This window comes from Pseudomonas sp. EggHat1, from assembly GCF_014892995.1.
In the GTDB taxonomy this organism is placed as follows: domain Bacteria; phylum Pseudomonadota; class Gammaproteobacteria; order Pseudomonadales; family Pseudomonadaceae; genus Aquipseudomonas; species Aquipseudomonas chaetocerotis.
In genome coordinates this window covers 108,800-126,801 of sequence record NZ_JACKQK010000013.1, presented here as the reverse complement: position 1 = coordinate 126,801, position 18,002 = coordinate 108,800, and the positions used below count along the sequence as shown (strand labels likewise).

Annotated in this window: 15 protein-coding genes; 6 read left to right on the top strand and 9 right to left on the bottom strand. The window is 62.7% G+C overall.

What is annotated here, in order from left to right:
* The first annotated feature begins 31 nt into the window (after window positions 1-31).
* Both INS93_RS19435 and INS93_RS19430 read left to right on the top strand, forming a co-directional pair.
* Window positions 32-253, top strand: a complete 222-nt coding sequence (locus tag INS93_RS19435) for a DUF2835 domain-containing protein (RefSeq protein WP_072425434.1) — start codon at window positions 32-34, stop codon at window positions 251-253.
* 86 nt (window positions 254-339) lie between these two features.
* Window positions 340-1,362 (top strand): quinone-dependent dihydroorotate dehydrogenase, encoded by a 1,023-nt coding sequence (locus tag INS93_RS19430; RefSeq protein ID WP_192985002.1) that lies wholly within the window; start codon window positions 340-342, stop codon window positions 1,360-1,362.
* Between the two features lie 93 nt (window positions 1,363-1,455).
* Here INS93_RS19430 and rmf read toward each other — a convergent pair whose 3' ends face one another.
* Complete coding sequence (gene rmf / locus INS93_RS19425) at window positions 1,456-1,671, bottom strand: ribosome modulation factor (protein ID WP_003244273.1); 216 nt, start codon at window positions 1,669-1,671, stop codon at window positions 1,456-1,458.
* A gap of 416 nt (window positions 1,672-2,087) precedes the next feature.
* Here rmf and rlmKL point away from each other — a divergent pair, with 416 nt between their 5' ends.
* A complete protein-coding gene (gene rlmKL / locus INS93_RS19420; protein ID WP_192985000.1) occupies window positions 2,088-4,268 on the top strand; it encodes a bifunctional 23S rRNA (guanine(2069)-N(7))-methyltransferase RlmK/23S rRNA (guanine(2445)-N(2))-methyltransferase RlmL in 2,181 nt (726 codons plus the stop codon).
* Between the two features lie 111 nt (window positions 4,269-4,379).
* Here rlmKL and dacB read toward each other — a convergent pair whose 3' ends face one another.
* Complete coding sequence (gene dacB / locus INS93_RS19415; protein ID WP_192984998.1) at window positions 4,380-5,816, bottom strand: D-alanyl-D-alanine carboxypeptidase/D-alanyl-D-alanine-endopeptidase; 1,437 nt, start codon at window positions 5,814-5,816, stop codon at window positions 4,380-4,382.
* A gap of 248 nt (window positions 5,817-6,064) precedes the next feature.
* Here dacB and INS93_RS19410 point away from each other — a divergent pair, with 248 nt between their 5' ends.
* Window positions 6,065-6,406, top strand: a complete 342-nt coding sequence (locus INS93_RS19410; RefSeq protein WP_045735171.1) for a YggL family protein — start codon at window positions 6,065-6,067, stop codon at window positions 6,404-6,406.
* 102 nt (window positions 6,407-6,508) lie between these two features.
* Here the strand turns inward: INS93_RS19410 and INS93_RS19405 are convergent, their stop codons facing one another.
* The 3 genes from INS93_RS19405 to INS93_RS19395 all read right to left on the bottom strand — a co-directional run bounded on the left by INS93_RS19405 (window position 6,509) and on the right by INS93_RS19395 (window position 11,939).
* The gene (locus INS93_RS19405) at window positions 6,509-9,460 is read right to left on the bottom strand and encodes an HD domain-containing phosphohydrolase (RefSeq protein ID WP_192984996.1); all 2,952 of its coding nucleotides are present in this window, start codon (window positions 9,458-9,460) and stop codon (window positions 6,509-6,511) included.
* A gap of 70 nt (window positions 9,461-9,530) precedes the next feature.
* Window positions 9,531-10,595, bottom strand: coding sequence for an FUSC family protein (locus INS93_RS19400; RefSeq protein WP_160019611.1), 1,065 nt, complete (start codon window positions 10,593-10,595; stop codon window positions 9,531-9,533).
* A gap of 12 nt (window positions 10,596-10,607) precedes the next feature.
* Window positions 10,608-11,939, bottom strand: a complete 1,332-nt coding sequence (locus INS93_RS19395) for a deoxyguanosinetriphosphate triphosphohydrolase (RefSeq protein WP_192984994.1) — start codon at window positions 11,937-11,939, stop codon at window positions 10,608-10,610.
* Between the two features lie 623 nt (window positions 11,940-12,562).
* On the opposite strand from INS93_RS19395, the gene INS93_RS19390 reads away from it, so the two are divergent.
* Window positions 12,563-14,368 (top strand): multicopper oxidase domain-containing protein, encoded by a 1,806-nt coding sequence (locus INS93_RS19390; protein ID WP_192984992.1) that lies wholly within the window; start codon window positions 12,563-12,565, stop codon window positions 14,366-14,368.
* 18 nt (window positions 14,369-14,386) lie between these two features.
* A complete protein-coding gene (locus INS93_RS19385) occupies window positions 14,387-15,049 on the top strand; it encodes an SCO family protein (protein WP_160019608.1) in 663 nt (220 codons plus the stop codon).
* Here the strand turns inward: INS93_RS19385 and INS93_RS19380 are convergent.
* The 4 genes from INS93_RS19380 to INS93_RS19365 all read right to left on the bottom strand — a co-directional run bounded on the left by INS93_RS19380 (window position 15,035) and on the right by INS93_RS19365 (window position 17,998).
* Window positions 15,035-15,937: a c-type cytochrome domain-containing protein gene (locus INS93_RS19380; protein WP_192984990.1), complete on the bottom strand. Its 903-nt coding sequence runs from the start codon at window positions 15,935-15,937 to the stop codon at window positions 15,035-15,037. The genes INS93_RS19385 and INS93_RS19380 overlap by 15 nt on opposite strands.
* Before the next feature lie 140 nt (window positions 15,938-16,077).
* On the bottom strand, window positions 16,078-17,241 hold the full coding sequence (locus INS93_RS19375) for an EAL domain-containing protein (protein ID WP_192984987.1): 1,164 nt from the start codon (window positions 17,239-17,241) through the stop codon (window positions 16,078-16,080).
* 101 nt (window positions 17,242-17,342) lie between these two features.
* Window positions 17,343-17,642: a hypothetical protein gene (locus INS93_RS19370; protein WP_192984986.1), complete on the bottom strand. Its 300-nt coding sequence runs from the start codon at window positions 17,640-17,642 to the stop codon at window positions 17,343-17,345.
* Entirely contained in the window at window positions 17,639-17,998 is a 360-nt protein-coding gene (locus INS93_RS19365) for a phage holin family protein (protein WP_160019604.1), read from the bottom strand. Before INS93_RS19365 ends, INS93_RS19370 begins: the two co-directional genes overlap by 4 nt.
* Window positions 17,999-18,002 lie beyond the last annotated feature (4 nt).

Here is an 18,002-nt window from a genome sequence, read left to right as displayed (position 1 = left end):
AATAGCCGCATTCATTTGCGAGGGTGCCTCCATGCCCAGCTTGGTGCTGGATATTGCGTTATCGGCCGAACGATTGCAGGCCATCTATCGTGGCCAGGCTAACCGGATTATGGCGCAAAGCCGGGACGGGCGCCGCGTCAGTTTGCCGGCCCACCATCTGCGGCCGTATCTGACTCACGCCGGTATCTTTGGCTCCTTCGTACTGGAGTTCAGTAGTTCCGGCGAATTGCTGAGTTTACGCCCTTTGGACTGACCTGGCGCGCTTGCCTCGCGCCGAGGGTGCCGGCGCGGCTATAATCGTCGGCTGCCAATCCTCTACCTGTCGAGCTGAGCCTGACCATGTACTCCCTGGCCCGCGAGCTGCTGTTCAAACTTTCCCCGGAAACGTCCCATGAGCTGTCCATCGATCTGATCGGTGCAGGTGGTCGCCTGGGGCTCAATGGCCTGCTGACCAAGGCACCGACCAGCCTGCCAGTAAGCGTGATGGGATTGCAGTTCGCCAATCCGGTCGGTCTGGCGGCAGGGCTGGACAAGAACGGCGATGCCATCGACGGCTTCGCCCAGCTTGGCTTCGGTTTCGTTGAGATCGGCACCGTTACCCCGCGTCCGCAGCCGGGCAACCCCAAGCCGCGACTGTTTCGTCTGCCAGAGGCCGAGGCGGTGATCAACCGCATGGGTTTCAACAACCATGGCGTCGATCATCTGCTCGAGCGGGTCAAGGCAGCGAAGTTCAATGGTGTGCTGGGTATCAATATCGGCAAGAACTTCGATACGCCAGTCGAGCGGGCGGTGGACGATTACCTGGCTTGCCTGGACAAGGTGTATGCCCATGCCAGTTATGTCACGGTCAACGTCAGCTCGCCCAACACTCCGGGGCTCCGCAGTCTGCAGTTCGGCGACTCGTTGAAGGAGTTGCTCGAGGCGCTGCGTCGTCGTCAGGAAGACTTGACACAGGAGCATGGCAAGCGCGTGCCGCTGGCGATCAAGATCGCCCCGGACATGAGTGATGAAGAGACCGCGCTGGTGGCATCAGCGCTGCTGGGGGCCGATATGGATGCGGTGATCGCCACCAATACCACGCTCAGCCGGGAAGGTGTCGAAGGGCTGGCCCATGGGGATGAAGCCGGCGGCTTGTCGGGCGCTCCGGTGCGCGACAAGAGTACGCATATCGTCAGGGTGCTTGCAGGTGAACTGTCGGGCCGTCTGCCGATCATTGCGGTCGGCGGTATTACTGAAGGCAAGCATGCAGCGGAGAAGATCGCTGCGGGTGCGAGCCTGGTACAGATCTATTCGGGTTTCATCTACAGGGGGCCGGCGCTGATTCGCGAGGCCGTGGATGCGATTGCCGCGCTGCGTAAATAAGCCGCATAAATAAATAGGGCTCCCGAAGGAGCCCTTGGGCTTGCGCCCGCCGCCCGGAGGGGGTCGGCATGGTGAAGTCGGGGGTGATCCTGATCAGCCGACAGCGTGAAGTTCGTTGAGTCGATGAATACCGGCGGTGCCGGTCAGCCCATCCCAGTTATCGCCACGGCCCTCACGCCAGCCATTGAGCCAGGCTTGACGAACCGAAGGTAGGGTAAAGGGGCAAAGTTCGCGGGATTTACCATTGATGCCGTACTGATAGCCGCGCAAAAAAGCTCTTTCTAACGGATCACGCTTAAGTCTTCTCATAGGGTGTTGCCCTCACTGTTGACTGTTATGTCCCGTTGGCCTTGTGGCAAGGCCGGGCAGAAATCTTCTGCCTGCGAAAGTCCGCTGCCGGCGTGGCGAACTTTCTGTGCCTGCGCCGTTGCGGCGAAAGCCTTAGGTAGTGTTCTAACGAATGCACTGAGGCCTGTGAATGATCGATTTGTCATAAGGGCGTAACCTAAATGCGGGTGAGGCCATAAGGGCGCTGGAGATACGTCCAGCATCTTTCAGCCAGACGCCGTCATATCTGGCTGTGCGCGCCGATGCCGTCATTTTGCTAGTGCAAATGAGAGTGCTTGCTTATTCCGACGAAGGGTCGCGCTGTGACCTTTTGTCACTTATTTTGAGTCGAGGTGCGCCGCTGCACCTCCCTGATTGCCATAGGCAGTGGAACATCCATGTCCGATCGTTACGAAATCGTGCTGACCTGCCCCAAGGGGCTCGAGGGCCTGTTGCTGGAAGAGGCCAAAGCGCTGGGGCTGGAAGACGCGCGTGAGCAAACGGCCGCGGTCCGTGGCCATGCCGAAATTGAGGTGGCCTATCGACTGTGCCTGTGGTCGCGCCTGGCCAACCGCGTGTTGCTGGTGCTGTCGCGCTTTGCCATGAACAACGCCGACGAGCTTTATGACGGCGTGCAGGCAGTGGACTGGCGCGACCATCTGGAGCCGTCCGGCAGCCTGGCGGTGGAGTTCAGTGGCAATGGTTCGGGGATCGACAACACTCACTTTGGCGCACTCAAGGTCAAGGATGCGATTGTCGACCGGTTGCGTACGGCCGGCGGCGAGCGCCCCAGCATCGACAAGCTCAACCCGGACCTGCGCGTGCATCTGCGCCTGGATCGCGGTGAAGCAGTGCTTTCCCTGGATCTTTCCGGGCACAGCCTGCACCAGCGTGGTTACCGTCTGCAGCAGGGTGCTGCGCCGCTGAAAGAGAACCTGGCTGCCGCGATCCTGATTCGTGCCGGTTGGCCGCGCATTGCTGCCGAGGGTGGCGCATTGGCCGACCCGATGTGTGGCGTGGGTACCTTCCTGGTGGAGGCGGCGCTGATGGCTGCCGACATCGCGCCCAACCTCAAGCGCGAGCGCTGGGGTTTCTCCAATTGGCTGGGCCATGTGCCGGCAATCTGGAAGAAGCTGCATGCCGAGGCTGAGCAGCGCGCTGCGGCGGGATTGGCCAAGCCGCCGCTGTGGATTCGTGGTTATGAAGCCGACCCGCGCCTGATTCAGCCTGGGCGCAATAACGTCGAACGCGCCGGCCTGTCGGACTGGGTGAAGATCTATCAGGGCGAGCTGGGCAGTTTCGAGCCGCGCCCGGACCAGAATCAGAAGGGCCTGGTGATCAGCAACCCGCCCTATGGCGAACGCCTGGGTGACGAAGCCAGCCTGTTGTACCTCTACCAGAACCTAGGTGAGCGTCTGCGTCAGGCCTGCCTGGGCTGGGAGGCAGCGGTATTCACAGGCGCGCCCGAACTGGGCAAGCGCATGGGGTTGCGCAGCCACAAGCAGTATGCGTTCTGGAACGGCGCACTGCCTTGCAAGTTGTTGTTGATCAAGGTGCAGACCGAGCAGTTCGTTACCGGTGAGCGGCGTGCGCGCGAGGACGATCAAAAGCCGGTGAGCGAAGCGCCACAGCAGGCGCGTTTGTCCGAAGGCGGACAGATGTTCGCCAACCGCCTGCAGAAGAACCTCAAGCAACTGGGCAAGTGGGCTCGTCGCGAAGGTATCGAGTGCTACCGGTTGTACGACGCCGACATGCCCGAGTATGCCGTGGCGGTCGATCTGTACCGCGACTACGTACACGTCCAGGAATATGCCGCGCCGCGTTCGGTCGACCCGGACAAGGCCCAGGCGCGCCTGCTCGATGCCTTGGCCGCGATTCCACAGGCGCTGGGCGTGGCGCAGAGCCGCGTGGTGATCAAGCGTCGTGAGCGCCAGGCTGGCACCAAGCAGTATCAGCGTCAGGCTGCGCAGGGCGAGTTCATGGAGGTGAGCGAGGGCGGGGTCAAGCTGCTGGTCAACCTCACCGACTATCTGGATACCGGACTGTTCCTCGATCACCGTCCGTTGCGCCTGCGTCTGCAGCGCGAGGCCGCGGGCAAGCGCTTCCTCAACCTGTTCTGTTACACCGCCACGGCCACCGTGCATGCAGCCAAGGGCGGCGCGCGCAGCACCACCAGCGTGGATCTGTCGAAAACCTACCTGGACTGGGCGCGGCGCAATCTCGCGCTCAACGGTTTTTCCGACAAGCACCGTCTGGAGCAGGGCGACGTGATGGCCTGGTTGGCAGAGGATCGCGGTGAGTACGAGCTGATCTTCATCGACCCGCCGACCTTCTCCAACTCCAAGCGCATGGAAGGCGTGTTCGATGTGCAGCGTGATCATGTCGAACTGCTCGACCTGGCCATGGCGCGGCTGGCCCGTGGCGGTGTGCTGTATTTCTCCAACAACTTCCGCAAGTTCCAGCTGGATGAGAGCCTGGTGGCACGCTACCAGGTCGAAGAAATCAGCGCGCAGACACTGGATCCGGACTTCGCCCGCAACCCGAAGATCCACCGCGCCTGGCGTTTCAGTGCGCGGTAGAGTGAGGTTGTCTGGCCTGCGTAGGGTGGATGACGCTCTTTTCATCCACCATGAGTTCATCGCCGGTGGATGGGTAAAGCGTCATCCACCCTACGGCCCTCCCACAAATATTCAGCGTTTGGGCTGCTTGTAGGTTTCCAGTAGCACCTGGTCGAGGATCGAGGTGGCGCCCCAGGGTTTCGGGTCGTTGAGGATAGCCACCACGGCCCAGTCCTGGCCATTGCTGTCGCGGCTGAAGCCGGCAATGGCGCGCACGTTGTTCAGGGTGCCGGTCTTGATGTGCGCCTCGCCTACCAGCGGCGTGCGCTGCAGACGGCGACGCATGGTGCCATCCATCGCCACCAGCGGCATCGAGCTACGGAATTCGGCAGCGTAAGGGCTGCGCCAGGCTGCCTGGAGTATCAGCGCCATTTCCCGTGCGCTGATGCGTTCGGCACGTGACAGGCCGGAGCCATTCTCCATCACCAGATGCGGCGCCGTGATGCCCTTGCGGGCCAGCCAGCTGCGAATGACGCGCTGCGCGGCCATGGCGTCATCCTTGTCGGCTTCCGTGCGGTACTGTGCGCCGATGCTGAGAAACAGCTGCCGAGCCATGGTGTTGTTGCTGTACTTGTTGATGTCGCGGACGATTTCCACCACATCCGGGGAGAAGGCGCGCACCAGCATGCGGGCTTTTTCCGGAACAGGGCCCAGACGGTCCTTGCCGAGAATCTTGCCGCCCAACTCCTGCCAGATGCCGCGCACTGCGCCTGCTGCATAGCTGGGATGGTCGAGCAACGACAGGTAGGTCTGCGCACTGCAGCCTTCAGCCAGTTGGCCGCTGACGATCAGGGTCGTGCCGTCGTACTGCTCCACCGCGTTGTAGCGAATGTCAGGCCATGCCGGGCAGGTTGCAGCCTTGAGCACGCGAACCTGATTGTCGATACGGACTGTGGCGATTGGCGGGTCCATGGCGATATGCACCTTGCCACCTTCGGCGCGTGTGATGAAGCGTTGCGCCTTGAGGTTGACCAGCAGGGAGTCGGGTTTGACCAGGAAAGGTTTGTTGGCATCTCCACCGTCATCATTGAACGCCGGCAACTGTGGGGCAACGAAGAAGCTGCGATCGAGTACCAGGTCGCCCTGAACCTGGCGCACGCCGTTGATGCGCAGATCGCGCAGCAGCAGCCAGAGTTTCTCCATGTTCAGTTTCGGGTCGCCGCCACCCTTGAGGTAGAGGTTGCCATGCAGCACACCATCTTTCAGCGGGCCATCGGCATAGAACTCGGTCTTCCATTGATGGTTGGGCCCCAGCAATTCCAGGGCGGCGTAGGTGGTCACCAGCTTCATGGTGGAGGCCGGGTTGACCGAGATATCGGCATTGAACTGCAGGCCGCCAGCCTGCCCGCCCAGAGGCACGGTCATCACCGACAGCGAGTTGTTGGAAATCTTGTTGGCCTTCAGCGCCTGCTCGACCTTGGCAGGGAGTGCGGCGCTGGCAGCGTGGCAGGACAGGGCGAGGGGGAGAAGCAGGGCGCTCAGCGCCAGTTGGCGAAACCGCTGAATCATCGACAAGAACCTTCCGCTGTCAGGCGGGAGTAAAGAGGGAGACAGATAAACGACAGTCCGACTCGGGGAGAAGTTGCCGGCATTATGCCGCAAGAATCTGCTTGCAGTCGGCTCGGCCGGGTTAAAAACAGTTACGACAAACAGCTGGCGTTCAACATGTTCGAGGGGGCGCCAGGGCGACACAAAGCGGGCGCTCTGCCGGCGAAACTGCTAGAGTGCCGCGCGTTATTACCTTTGAGGATTGTTTCATGGCGACCAACCGTTCCCGCCGTCTGCGCAAGAAGCTCTGTGTCGATGAATTCCAGGAGCTGGGCTTCGAGCTGACCCTGAACTTCAAGGCCGACTTGAGCGACCAGACCCTCGACGATTTCGTCGATCAGTTCCTCGATCAGGCCATCGCCGGCAATGGTCTGGATTACGTCGGTGGCGAAGACTTCGGTCTGGTCTGCCTGGCCAAGCGTGGCTCGGTCAACGAGGAGCAGCGTGCTGCCGTCGAGGCCTGGCTGAAAGGCCGTGACGAACTGGAGAAGTTCGAACTCAGCCCGTTGCAGGACGTCTGGTACCCGGAAAATCCGATCAACCAGGCTTGACTGCTACTCGGCGCCGGGTCTCTGGCGCCAGTCGTCAGGTAGGGTGCGCCGCGCGCACCCAGCGTTTGACCTGATGCAGAAGCTCGGTGCGTGGAGTGCACCCTACAGCACTCCCGCCTTTTCCAGCAGCATCTGCTCGTCCACCTGATCGATCTGTTCGGCCAGCATGAAACGCTCGGCGTAGCGCCGGTAGATGCCTGCGCGAATGAACAGAGCGAACAGCTGGGGGTCGATGTGCGCGCCCTTGCACATGCCGACCATGATGTTCAGTGCCTCCGACAGCGTCTTGCCCTTCTTGTAGGGGCGATCCACTGCCGTCAGGGCTTCGAAGATATCGGCGATCGCCATCATGCGTGCCGGCAGGCTCATCTGTTCGCGCGTCAGGCGTTTGGGATAGCCCGTGCCGTCCATTTTCTCGTGGTGCCCACCGGCGATCTCGGTGACATTCTGCAGATGCTGGGGGAAGGGCAGGCGGTCGAGCATCAGGATGGTCTGCACGATGTGGTGGTTGATGATGTAGCGCTCTTCGGCCGTCAGCGTGCCGCGGGCGATGCTCAGGTTGTGCAGTTCGCCACGGTTGAATTTGTATTGCGGCACTTCCAGCTTGAAGCCCCAGCGATTGTCTGGCGCGATCACCTCCTGGTCGGCGCGCTCGATCAGATGGTCGAGGCGATCAGCAAGCAGCGGCTCCTCCACCGGCAGGCTGCTAAGGCTCGAGTATTCCAAACGTTTGGCTTCCTCCCAGGAAACGCCCAGGCGATTGTCCAGTGTGCGTAGCCAGCGTCGTTCGGCGATCTGCTTGAGGCGGGTCTGGTCGTCATCGGCCATGGCCTCGCCACCCAGATTGATGCGCGCGATGAAGGTGAACTCATCGTCCAGATCGCTCAGCAGCTGGTCGCGCAGAGCCGCCAGTGCGCTTTCTTCACCCCCTTCGGCACGACCACGCCAATAGGCGACCCAGGCATCGCGCTTGAGTACCTCGAAGCGCATGCGTACTTCGTGGATTCGGTCGTACAGGGTTTCCAGCTTGGTCGCCTTGTCCACCACGTATTCGGGGGTGGTGACCTTGCCGCAATCGTGCAGCCAGGCGGCGATATGCAGCGCCTCCCACTCCTCGTCGCTGGGGTTGTAGTCACGAAACTCGGGGGCGTCGCTCTCGGCCGCCGCACGGGCCAGCATCAGGGTAATTTCCGGTACGCGCTGACAGTGGCCGCCGGTGTAGGGACTCTTGGCGTCGATGGCGCCGGCGATCAGCTGGATGAAGGCATCGAGCAGCTGCTTCTGCCTGGCCAGCAGACGCTGGCTCTCGATGCACAGGGCTGCACTGCCTGAGACGGCGTCGACGAAGGCGACGCGATCCGGGCTGAGCATGCTTTCGTTATCCTCGCCGGTATCGCGTTGCAACAGTACCAGCACGCCAACAGTGTCGCCCTGACGGTTATGCAGGCCGGCAGCAATCAGGTGCAGGCGCGGACTGTCCATGGCCGACAGCAGCCCTTGAAATTTACCCGCCTGATCGAAGCCGATGGAGGTGGCGACGCTGTCGCCGCCGCTTGCTGGACGTTGCAGCCAGCTGGGTAAGGTCGGATCGTCATGGGCCAGTCCTTGGATGCCCAGATCGGTAAGGCTGCGGCTCTGGCCGTCGATCACCAGGCCTTGTGGCTCCAGGCGGCCGCTGTCGTTGTCCAGTAGATAAAGCAAACCGCCCTGGGCTGCGCTGATGGAGACGGTGGCGTCCATCACGCGCTTGATCAGCGCGTCGAATTGGGTTTCCGCCGAGAGGCTGGCAGCGATGTCGAGAAAGCTCGACAAGGTGTCCTTCATGCTGCTCATCGATACCGCCAGCTGGTCGACCTCAAGAATTGGCGAGCGGCCGCTGGCCGGATGGGCGAAGTCGAAACGGCGAATGGCCTGCGCCTCCTGCACCAGGCTGCGCAGCGGTTTGACCACCAGGCGTGAAGTCAGCCAGCCCAGTGGCAGGCACAGCAGCAGGGTGGTGAGCGTGATCAGCGCGCCCTGCCAGCGGATACGATAAGCCTCGGCCAGCAACTCTTGCTCGGGAACCAGCAGGGCCAGATGCAACCCCTGTGGGCCACCCTCCTGAATGTGCCGGTGAGCCATGGCCCAACGCTTTTTGGCCAGTTCGACGATGCCCTCGTCTCGTTCGTTCAACTGCCCGGCCAGCAGTTCACCCAGGGCCGGATTGAGTTCGCGGACCTTGACCAGCGATACCTTGCCGTCGACCTCCTTGAGCAGGCGGCTGCTCTCGGGGTAGGCCACCGCGTTGCCGTCGTTGTCCGCGAGCACCACCTGGCTGTTGGGGGTGACGCGGTGGTTTGCCAATGTGGCGGAGAGGTCATCGAGCGTCAGGTCGGCGCCGATCACGGTGGTCAGGCCGCTGCGTCTGGCCAGCGTGGTGCCGATTTCCTGGGTGGAGAAGAACAGATAGGGCGCGGTGGTGATCTGTCCGCCATCGCCGCGGGCGCGCTTGAACCAGTCGCGCTGCCTGGGATCGTAAGGCTCGCTGAGTTTCTGCCGGCGGCTGAGCTGGTTCAGTGAGCCGTCATAGAACAGGTAATCGCTGTCGGTCCCGGCGCTGCCCCGGTCGATGGCCCAGACCTGATAGGCCGCTTTGTCCGGTGCGTTGAAGCGCTGCTTGAGCATGTCGCTGCGCAGCGGCCTGACCATGAAGAAGTCGCCATCCTCATAGCCGAGATAGATCGAGGCCAGTTTGGGGTTGTCGCGCAGGGCCTGGACGAACAGCGGCAGCATTTCCAGACGTTCATCGAGCGTGTCGGCCTCGGTGGCCGGGTGCAGTGCCAGCAGGCTGAGCAGGTGGCGTATGGGGCGGTAGGTACTGTCCAGATCTCTCTGGACATCGTGCTGGATGCGCTCGAAGAGTGTCGAACTGCTGGAGAAGATCAGCCGACTGGTCTGCTGGTAATTGAACAACCCCAGCGCGACACCGGTGAACAGCAGCAGAAGTGTGAACAAGACACTGATATGAACGTGCAGAGGGAGACGGCGTTCTCTGGGAACAGCGGTATTGGGCATCGCACTTCACTCCTTGCGGGCGCTGCAGGCTTGAACAGCATAGTGAAGAGTGGGCGAATCTGCCTAAACGCTATAAAGGCTGCTGAGAACTGTCCTCGGCCTTGCTCGGTTTGTTCAGTTGCAGGCGCAGGCCATGTACCAGAAGAGCTACGGTCAGGCTCAAGGCCACGCCGATCAGTGCGTTGAGCAGGCGCACCTCCGCCAGGTGCCAGTCCTGTGCAAGGCTCTCGGCCAGGAGCACGAAGCACAGGCTGGTCTGCAGCACGAACAAGCCGTAGTGATTGGCCTGCAGCGCACGGCTGAGAATCACCAGCACCAGTAAGGTCATGACCATCGTGGGTGGGCTTTGCAGGCTGTGGCCGAAGAGGATCAGCAAGCCGGCGGCAGCGAGGCTGGCCAGGCTCGCCTGCAGTGCTCGCACCAGGCTGCCCTGGAACTCCAGCTGTAGCGTGGTGATGACTGTCAGCGTCAGCCAGTAACCACGTGACAAACCGGCCAGATTGACGATCAGCCCTGACGCGGCAAAAGCCAGCATGCAGGCCAGGGCATGTAGGCGCCATTGCTGACGAGGCAGGCGCTGCGCGTGACGCTTGAGTACCTTGAGGATGGCCAGGAAACGCGGCATGTACGGCCACATGCGCAGGCCATGCAGGCCACGCAGCCCGAAGGCCAGCAGCATGACCCAGAGCCCACCGAGAACGAACAGCATGGCCACTGCATAAGGGTTGTGCAGATTCCCAATGCCGAATTGTCCCTGGCCGAGGCACAGGCAGATGCACAGACCGATACCCAACTTGCCGGCTTCGCTGCCGAAACGTTGTAGCCAGGCCAGCAGCAGGCCGAAAGCAGCGAAAATGCCCAGGCTGATAAGCGGGTGGCTGGCGGCCCAGAAACCCAGGCCGGCGCTGCAAGCACCCAGGCCGGTGAGCAGTAGCATGCGCAGCATGCCGAAACGGTGCAGTGGATTTGCCTGGGCGGCCTGAAAGGCGCCAGCCGAAGCCCAGAGAAAACCACTGTGAGCGGTGAACAGGCCCAGTACCAGCGGCAAGGCGCAGCCCAGCCCGGCGACCACGGCCGGGCCCCAGGCCGGCGGACCGGCATGCCAGGTGAAGCTGTTGCGAATCAGGTTCTTCATGCGCTCTTTTCGTCAGGTCGGGCTCGAACGGCCCGTCATCTCCCTCGCCATCTCCGTAGCGTAGCTGTCCGTCATGCCGGCGATGAAGTCGATCACTCGCATGAACGAGCGATACAGGGGCCAACCTGGTTCAGGCGCGTAGTAGCTGAGCAGATCGAGAATACGCCGGTGCTTGAACGACAGCGCACGTCCGCTGTGCTGCTCCAGTGCGGCACCGCAGAAGGCGTTGAGGAGAATTTCCAGCGTGGTATAGGCGCCGATCTCGTGCAGCGTCTTGCGCTTGTCGTGGAAGATCTTCTCGCGCGCCAGTGACTTCGCGCTCTGTACACAGTGCTTGGCGGCGCCATGCATGTGTTCGACCAGATCGCCCTGCAGGCCGCCGCCAAGGAGGGCGTGCTGTTGTTCGACGAAGGCGCTGGCAGCAGCGTTGGTCAGGTGTTCGATGGCCTTGCCGCGCAGGATCGCCAGCTTGCGCCGGCGCGAGTCTTTGGGGCCGAGCTGGCGATAGGTCTCCGGCAGGTCATCGCCTACCAGATCGAGCAGCAGCGCCTCGACTTCGGTGTAGTCGAGTAGCTCCATTTCCACGCCGTCTTCCAGGTCGATCAGGCCGTAGCAGATGTCGTCCGCCGCCTCCATCAGATAGACCAGCGGGTGACGTGCCCAGCGCTGCGTTTCCAGTTGCGGCAGTTCGAGCTTGGCGGCGATCTGTTCGAGCAGCGCCAGCTCGCTCTGGTAGCAGCCGAATTTGTGCTTCTTGTAGCCCTGTGCGTCCGCGTGGCGGGCCGTCCAGGGGTATTTGAGGTAGGTGCCGAGGGTCGCGTAGGTCAGCCGTGTACCACCGTCGAACTGGTGATATTCCAGCTGGGTGAGCACACGAAAGCCCTGGGCATTGCCTTCGAAATTGAGAAAGTCGCCGCGTTCGGCATCGCTCATCGCATCCAGCCAGCCGCGCCCGGCGGCTTGCTGAAACCAATGGCGAATGGCGTCTTCGCCGGAATGACCAAACGGCGGGTTGCCGATATCGTGGGCCAGGCAGGCGGACTGCACCACCATGCCCAGGTCGCTCGGCGTGCACCAGTGGGGCAGGTCGTCACGCAACATCTCACCGACGCGCATGGCCAGCGAACGGCCGACGCAGCTGACCTCCAGCGAGTGGGTCAGGCGGGTGTGGATATGGTCGTTACTCGAAACAGGATGCACCTGAGTCTTGCGCCCGAGGCGGCGGAACGCACCCGAGAAGATGATGCGGTCATGATCCTTGTGGAAGGGACTGCGTCCCAGCTCTGCAGAGCTGGGCGCAGGTTTACCGAGACGTTCGCGGGTGAGCAGGGTGTGCCAATCCAAGGCTGATCCTCGCCAAGTTGATCCAGGCTTCCTAGCTTCGGCGTTCGCGCAGCGCTGCGCAACCCGAGGTAGGGATGAGGTGCGTCGTGTTGGCATGACGGCTGGGTGGATTCTGCATTCGGAGAGCTCGAGAGGAGGTGATAATTATTCAATCGTCAATTTATTGGCTTTTTAGGTATATACTTATTGCTTATATTGAGGTGGTTTGCGTGTTGTGACGGGTATTTGACTAATTGCTATGAAGGGGTTTAAGTAACAGTTGTGAACGTTTGTTATTTGACGGTGTGCGGTGAAGGAGAGGGCGCCGCGTACTGGTAGTAGAGGTTGCTAGGGAGAACGTCATGGACAGCTTGCCGTTGTGCCGGACCATGCACCCCGTTTCAGCGAGGCGCAGTTGCCACGCCTTCATTGTTCATCTGCCTATTTCCCGTGCACCGACCTTGCTGGAGCCGAGTCGACTCGCTCTGGCGTGCTGGCCCTGTGGGCCGTCTGGTCGTTGGTAGTTGTCTCGGCCTGGAGGCCTCAGTCGAGTCGACCGTTTTTCAGACGACGTGCGTACATCGCCCGTGTGCGGGTTAAGGCGTACACACAGGAGCGACAGCCGGACGTCGGGGAGATGCAGCATGAAACCTTTATCACCCAGTTCGGGTCCGACCGAGGCGCAGAGCACTCTTTGCCCCGCTGATGGAGAGCTGGCGCCGCCTGGGCAGTTATCACGGCGCAGTTTTCTTCAAGGTAGTGCGGCAATGGCCGCGGCGCCGCTGATCCTGGCGCCCAGTCGTAGCGAGGCGGTGGTGCCGCCTAGCCCGCCGACCATTGCCTGGCAGGAGTTTCTGCCCAATGAGCCGGCGCTGCTTTACGGCAGCACGCTCAATCCGCCGCCTACCGAGCTTGCCAACACCGTCGCCGGCGAGGCCGGGCGGCCGGCGCATCAGCGCTGGGCCGAGTTCGGCCCGCAAGCCGAGCACTACGAGTTGCATGCAGCGCAGCGCGAGGGTTGGGTGTTCAATCCGGCCTATCCGCCACAGCCGGTATGGACCTTCCAGGCCGCCGTTGCGGATCTGTCCGTGCTCAGCCCGGTGGTGCACTCGCACTACGGCCACCCGATGATCTGCCGCATCTACAATGACTTGCCGGCCAACCACACTGGTTTTGGTACGCCGGAGATCAGCACCCACCTGCACAATGCCCACGTCGGTTCGGAGAGTGACGGTTTTGCCGGCGACTACTACAGCGCCACCAAGGCCGGGCCCAATCTGACCGCGCCAGGCGGTTTCAAGGACCACCTTTACTCCAACATCTACGCCGGCTACGACGAACTGCAAAACGGCATCGGCGATTACCGCGAGGCCCTCGGTACGCTGTTCTACCACGACCATACCCTGGACTTCACCGCGCCCAACATCGTTCGCGGGCTGATGGGCTTCTTCCTGCTGTTCGATCATCTCGACTCGGGCAACGAGAAGGACCCGAACCCCGCGGCCTTGCGTCTGCCCAGCCACCCCTACGACTACCCGCTGAGCTTCTGCGATCGGCGTTTCGACCCCAACGGCATCCTTTATTACGACCAGGTCAGCCCCGAGGGCATCCTCGGCGACAAGACCATAGTCAACGGCAAGATCCAGCCAGTGCTGCGGGTAGCACGGCGCAAGTACCGCCTGCGCCTGCTCAACGGTGGGCCGAGCCGCTTTTACCAGTTCTACCTGGTGCGGCCGAACAACGTCATCCAGCCTTTCACCTACATCGCCAACGACGGCAACCTGCTGGAAAAACCACTGCTCAACCAGACCAACGTGCGCCTGGGCGTGGCCGAACGAGCCGATATCGTGGTGGATTTCTCGCGCTACCCGGTGGGCACTGAGCTGTACCTGGCCAACCGCCTGACCCACCGCCCGGAAGACACTCGTCGGCCTTATCAGGTGGTTGCGCCCGGCGATCGGGTATTGAAGATAGTGGTCGACCGTGAGCCGCCGGAGCAGGACCTGAGCCGGGTGCCCAGCACCCTGCGGCCGCTGCCGCCGTTGCCGACGACCGCCCAGCTGGCGGCACTGCCGGTGCGCAGGTTCCTCTTCGAGCGCCGACAGAACATGTGGGCGATCAATGGTCAGTTCATCAATCTCAATGTTCCGCGCGCTTTGGTGCCCATGGGAGCCATGGAGATCTGGGAGTTGTACAGCGTCGATGACGGCTGGGATCACCCTGTACATATCCATTTCGAGGAGGGCCGTCTGCTGAGCAAGACCACCGATGGCCGCAACGTGGTCATCCCGGTGCATGAGCGCGGCCGCAAGGATGTGTTCAACATTTCCGACCGTACGGTTCTGCGCGTGCTGATGCGTTTTCGCGATTACAAGGGCAAGTACGTGATGCACTGCCACAACCTGATCCACGAAGACCACGCCATGATGCTGCGTTTTGACATCGTCTGAGCCAGCAGGAGGTTTGCCATGAATACGCGAAGAAAGGTGCTGGCAGGGCTTGGCGTTGCCGCGTTCGGTTGGGCCGCCTGGCACTCGGGCAGTAGCCTGCAGCAGCCAGCCGCGCCGTTGGCCGGGGTGGGCGGTACGCGCTTTCCCAATGTACCGCTGCTGACCCACGAGGGGCGTGAAGTGCGCTTCTACGACGACCTGGTGCGCGGCAAGGTGGTGGCGATCAACATGATGTACGCCCAGTGCAGCAACAGTTGCCCGGCCACCACCGCCAACCTGCGCCTGGTGCAGGAGATGCTCGGTGAACGTGCCGGACGCGATGTGCACCTGTATTCGCTGACGCTGCAACCGGAGCTGGACAGCCCCGAGCGTCTGCGCGAGTACGTCGAGCGCCACCATATCGGTCCGGGCTGGCAGTTCCTTACCGGCGCGCGCGCCGATATCGAGCAACTGCGTCGCGCCCTGGGTTTTTATGACGTCGACCCGGTGGTTGACCTCAACGACCTCAGCCATACCGGCATGCTGCGCATCGGCAACGACGCGCTGGACCGCTGGACCATGGCGCCGTCGCAGACCGATGCCGCGCAGATCTTGTCCACCATCAATCATGTCGACAGCAAGGTGGTGCACACCGCTTATCGTCCGCATGAGGCGCCTGCCGAGCAGCTAGCGCAGGCGTAGACGTTCTACTTGCACGCGGCCGCCAGCATCGAGGCGGCCGCGCACCTGCACGTAGGCGCCGGGGCGTGGTGCATCGTCGAGGCGCGTGCGGGCATCGATCAGCAGCGCCAGCCCGTCCAGCTTGCCGGCATCATCCAGGCGGCCATGCAGACGTACTCGGGCGCCCACCGGCACGGCTGCTGGCTGCCCGGTAGCATCGCGTGCGCCTTGTTCGATCCAGGCCACGATCAGGTCGATTTCCGCATCCGTTAGATAGGGCGGGCCGTCGTAAGGCATGCGCGGTCGCGCCTGGCCACGAATGCGCCGCACCAGCTCGCTGGCTGCGGGGTTACCGGGCACCACGCGGGCGCGGTCGTTGCTGGCCAGGGTTGCTGCGTAACTCGACAGCAGATAACCCTCGGGAGCCGGACCCATCAGGCCGCTGGCGGAATGGCAGGTAGCGCAGCGGCGTAGCAGGATGGCTTCGACGTGGCGGTAGTCGATCGCCTCGTCAGGCGTTGGCAGGGTGACGGCAGGCCGGGTGGCGATTTCGCTGCCTGCTGGCAGGCCGGCGTTTATCCAGCGTTCGACCATGGTGATCTCGGCGGCATCGAGGAAGGGCGGGCCGCTCAGCGGCATGCGTGGTTGGCTGCTGCCTGTCAGGCGGCGCAGCAGCTCACTGCCGGCGGCATCGCCAGCGTGGACCACCGGCCCGCGCTGGCTGCCGCGCAACAGATTTTCCAGGCTGTCCAGGCGCAGGCCCAATGGGGCCTGCGCGCCGCTGTGGCAGACCAGGCAGCGGTTGGCCAGAAGCGGAGCGATGTCGCCGTGATAGGTCGGGGACACGGCGGCCAGTACGCTGGCGCTGAGCAGCAGCGGGGTGAGCAGGCGCAGGGCTAGCCAGGGCATAAGCGCAGCCTCGAAGACTGGGGCAGATCATTCAGCCGTTCGGCGCGAAGCTTCTGTGGGCAGGGATGTATCCGAGAAACGCCTGGTTCGACTGTGCCGAGAGAAGTCCGACAACCTGTTGCTTAAGCCTAGCTGCCTCCTCAGAAACCGGCAGCGTCGATGTCCACCAGCAGCAGGCGACGACCATTGTCGATGAACTGGCCTGCCGTCAGGCAATACTGGTTGGTGGTGGCATCGCGGTAGGTGGTGGAGAGCGTCAGGCGCCGCTCTTCCCAGCCTTCGGCCAGCAGTTGATAGAAGTAGGGACGCCATGACCAGTTATGCCCAAGGTAGCGGTCATCGGCCTGCCAGATGTTCTGGCGCCACTGCAGGTTGGGTGTGAGTTGGGTGCCGTGGCGGTCGCACTGATAGATGCGCAACAGCCAGGGATAGTTGTCCGGCGCCTTAAGGCTCGTTGCCGGGGCGCCACTTTCGGCCCAGAACCTGAGTTCGGACATCAATTCGGCCAGTTGCTGGCGCAGGCTGACCAGGCGCGCGCGCTCGGCGAGTTTCTGCTGTACGTAGCTGTCACGCAGGCGCGCGAAACGGCCGACGAAGGCGTCGCTGGCGAACAGCTCTTCCTCCGGCCTGGCGAACAGAAACCCCTGGACGTAACGGGCGCCGCACTCCAGGGCGAAGTTCAGCTCGGCTTCGGTTTCCACCCCTTCGGCGATGATCCAGCAACCGGTCTTTTCGGCCATCTGGGCCAGCGCCTTGACCACTTCGCCGCTAGGGCCGCCGCGAGCGGCCTCCTGGAACAGGCGCATGTCCAGCTTGAGGATGTCCGGCTGCAGTGCCAGCACGCGGTCGAGCTGCGAATAGCCAGCGCCGAAATCGTCGATGGCGATGCGTGCTCCGGCCTCACGGTAGCGCGCTACCACGTCGGGTAAGCGCTGGCTGGCACCGCCCAGTTCGGTGATCTCGAAGACGATGCGTGCTGGGTCGATACCGCTGCGCTGCAGTTGAATCAGGCTGGGCAGTGGCTGCGCCGGGCGCAGGCGGCTGATCCAGCGTGGTGAAATGTTCAGGCTCAGGAACCAGTCCGCGGGGGCTTGGTGGAAGCGCCGCAGGGCATCTTCGCGCACTTGCCGGTCAAGGCGGCGCAGAGCGGCGGGCGGGGTTTTCGGATCAGCGAAAAGCGGCCCGGCCGAATGTGCCTGGCCGTTGGCATCGCGCAACCGAGCCAGCGCTTCGACGCCGGCGATACGGCCGGTGGCGGTGTCGATGAAGGGTTGGAAGACGGCAAAAGGCAGTCCGTCGATCACCTGGGGTGTCCTTAGCGCTGAGCGGTTGAGCCGCCTGGTGGCGGCTGGGTTGCTCAACCAAGCAAGATCGCGGCCAGCCCAGGTCTAGACCAGCTTCCGCTTCAGTCGATGCCGCTTTGCCGGCGCCGAAGTAGCGGTGCAATGATCAATGCCAGGCGTAACCAGCGACGCCAACCGCGTTTGCCTCCGAGCAGCCCGGCCAGTGCCAGTGCGCCACCAGTGAGCAAAAAGGGTGCATTGCCCTGGCGCAGGCGCTGTCCGTACTCGCGTACCTGTTTGAGTGGTTGGCTGATCTGCAGCATTTCATGGCGCAGTTCCTGGCGGTGCATCTCCAGACGCATGCGCAGCACGGCTTTACGAAGTTCACGGCGCGAGGCGCCTGGAGGTAGGGTCGGCGTCATGGCAGCAGTTGCTCGCGGTCACGTTGCAGTTCTTCAAGGCTGGCGCTGAACGGCGGCTCGGCGTTGCGCAGACTGGTCAGCAGCCAGGCGCCGCAAACGAGCAGGCCAAAACCGTAGAACAGGCACAGGCCGGTGGCGACTGCCAGGCGGTGCGTATCCCAGTAGACGATCAGCAGCAGAGCGGACAGACCTATCAGCAGGAGCAGAGCGAAGGCCAGGCACAGACCGCCAAGGAGCAGCGCACGTAGTGCCTGGTTGCGTTGGTCTTCGAGTTCATGAGCGAGCAGCGCCACGTGGCCCTGGAGCAGGCCCAACAGGGCTGCACCCAGGCGCCGTGGCGAGGGGCCGTTGGACATGGGC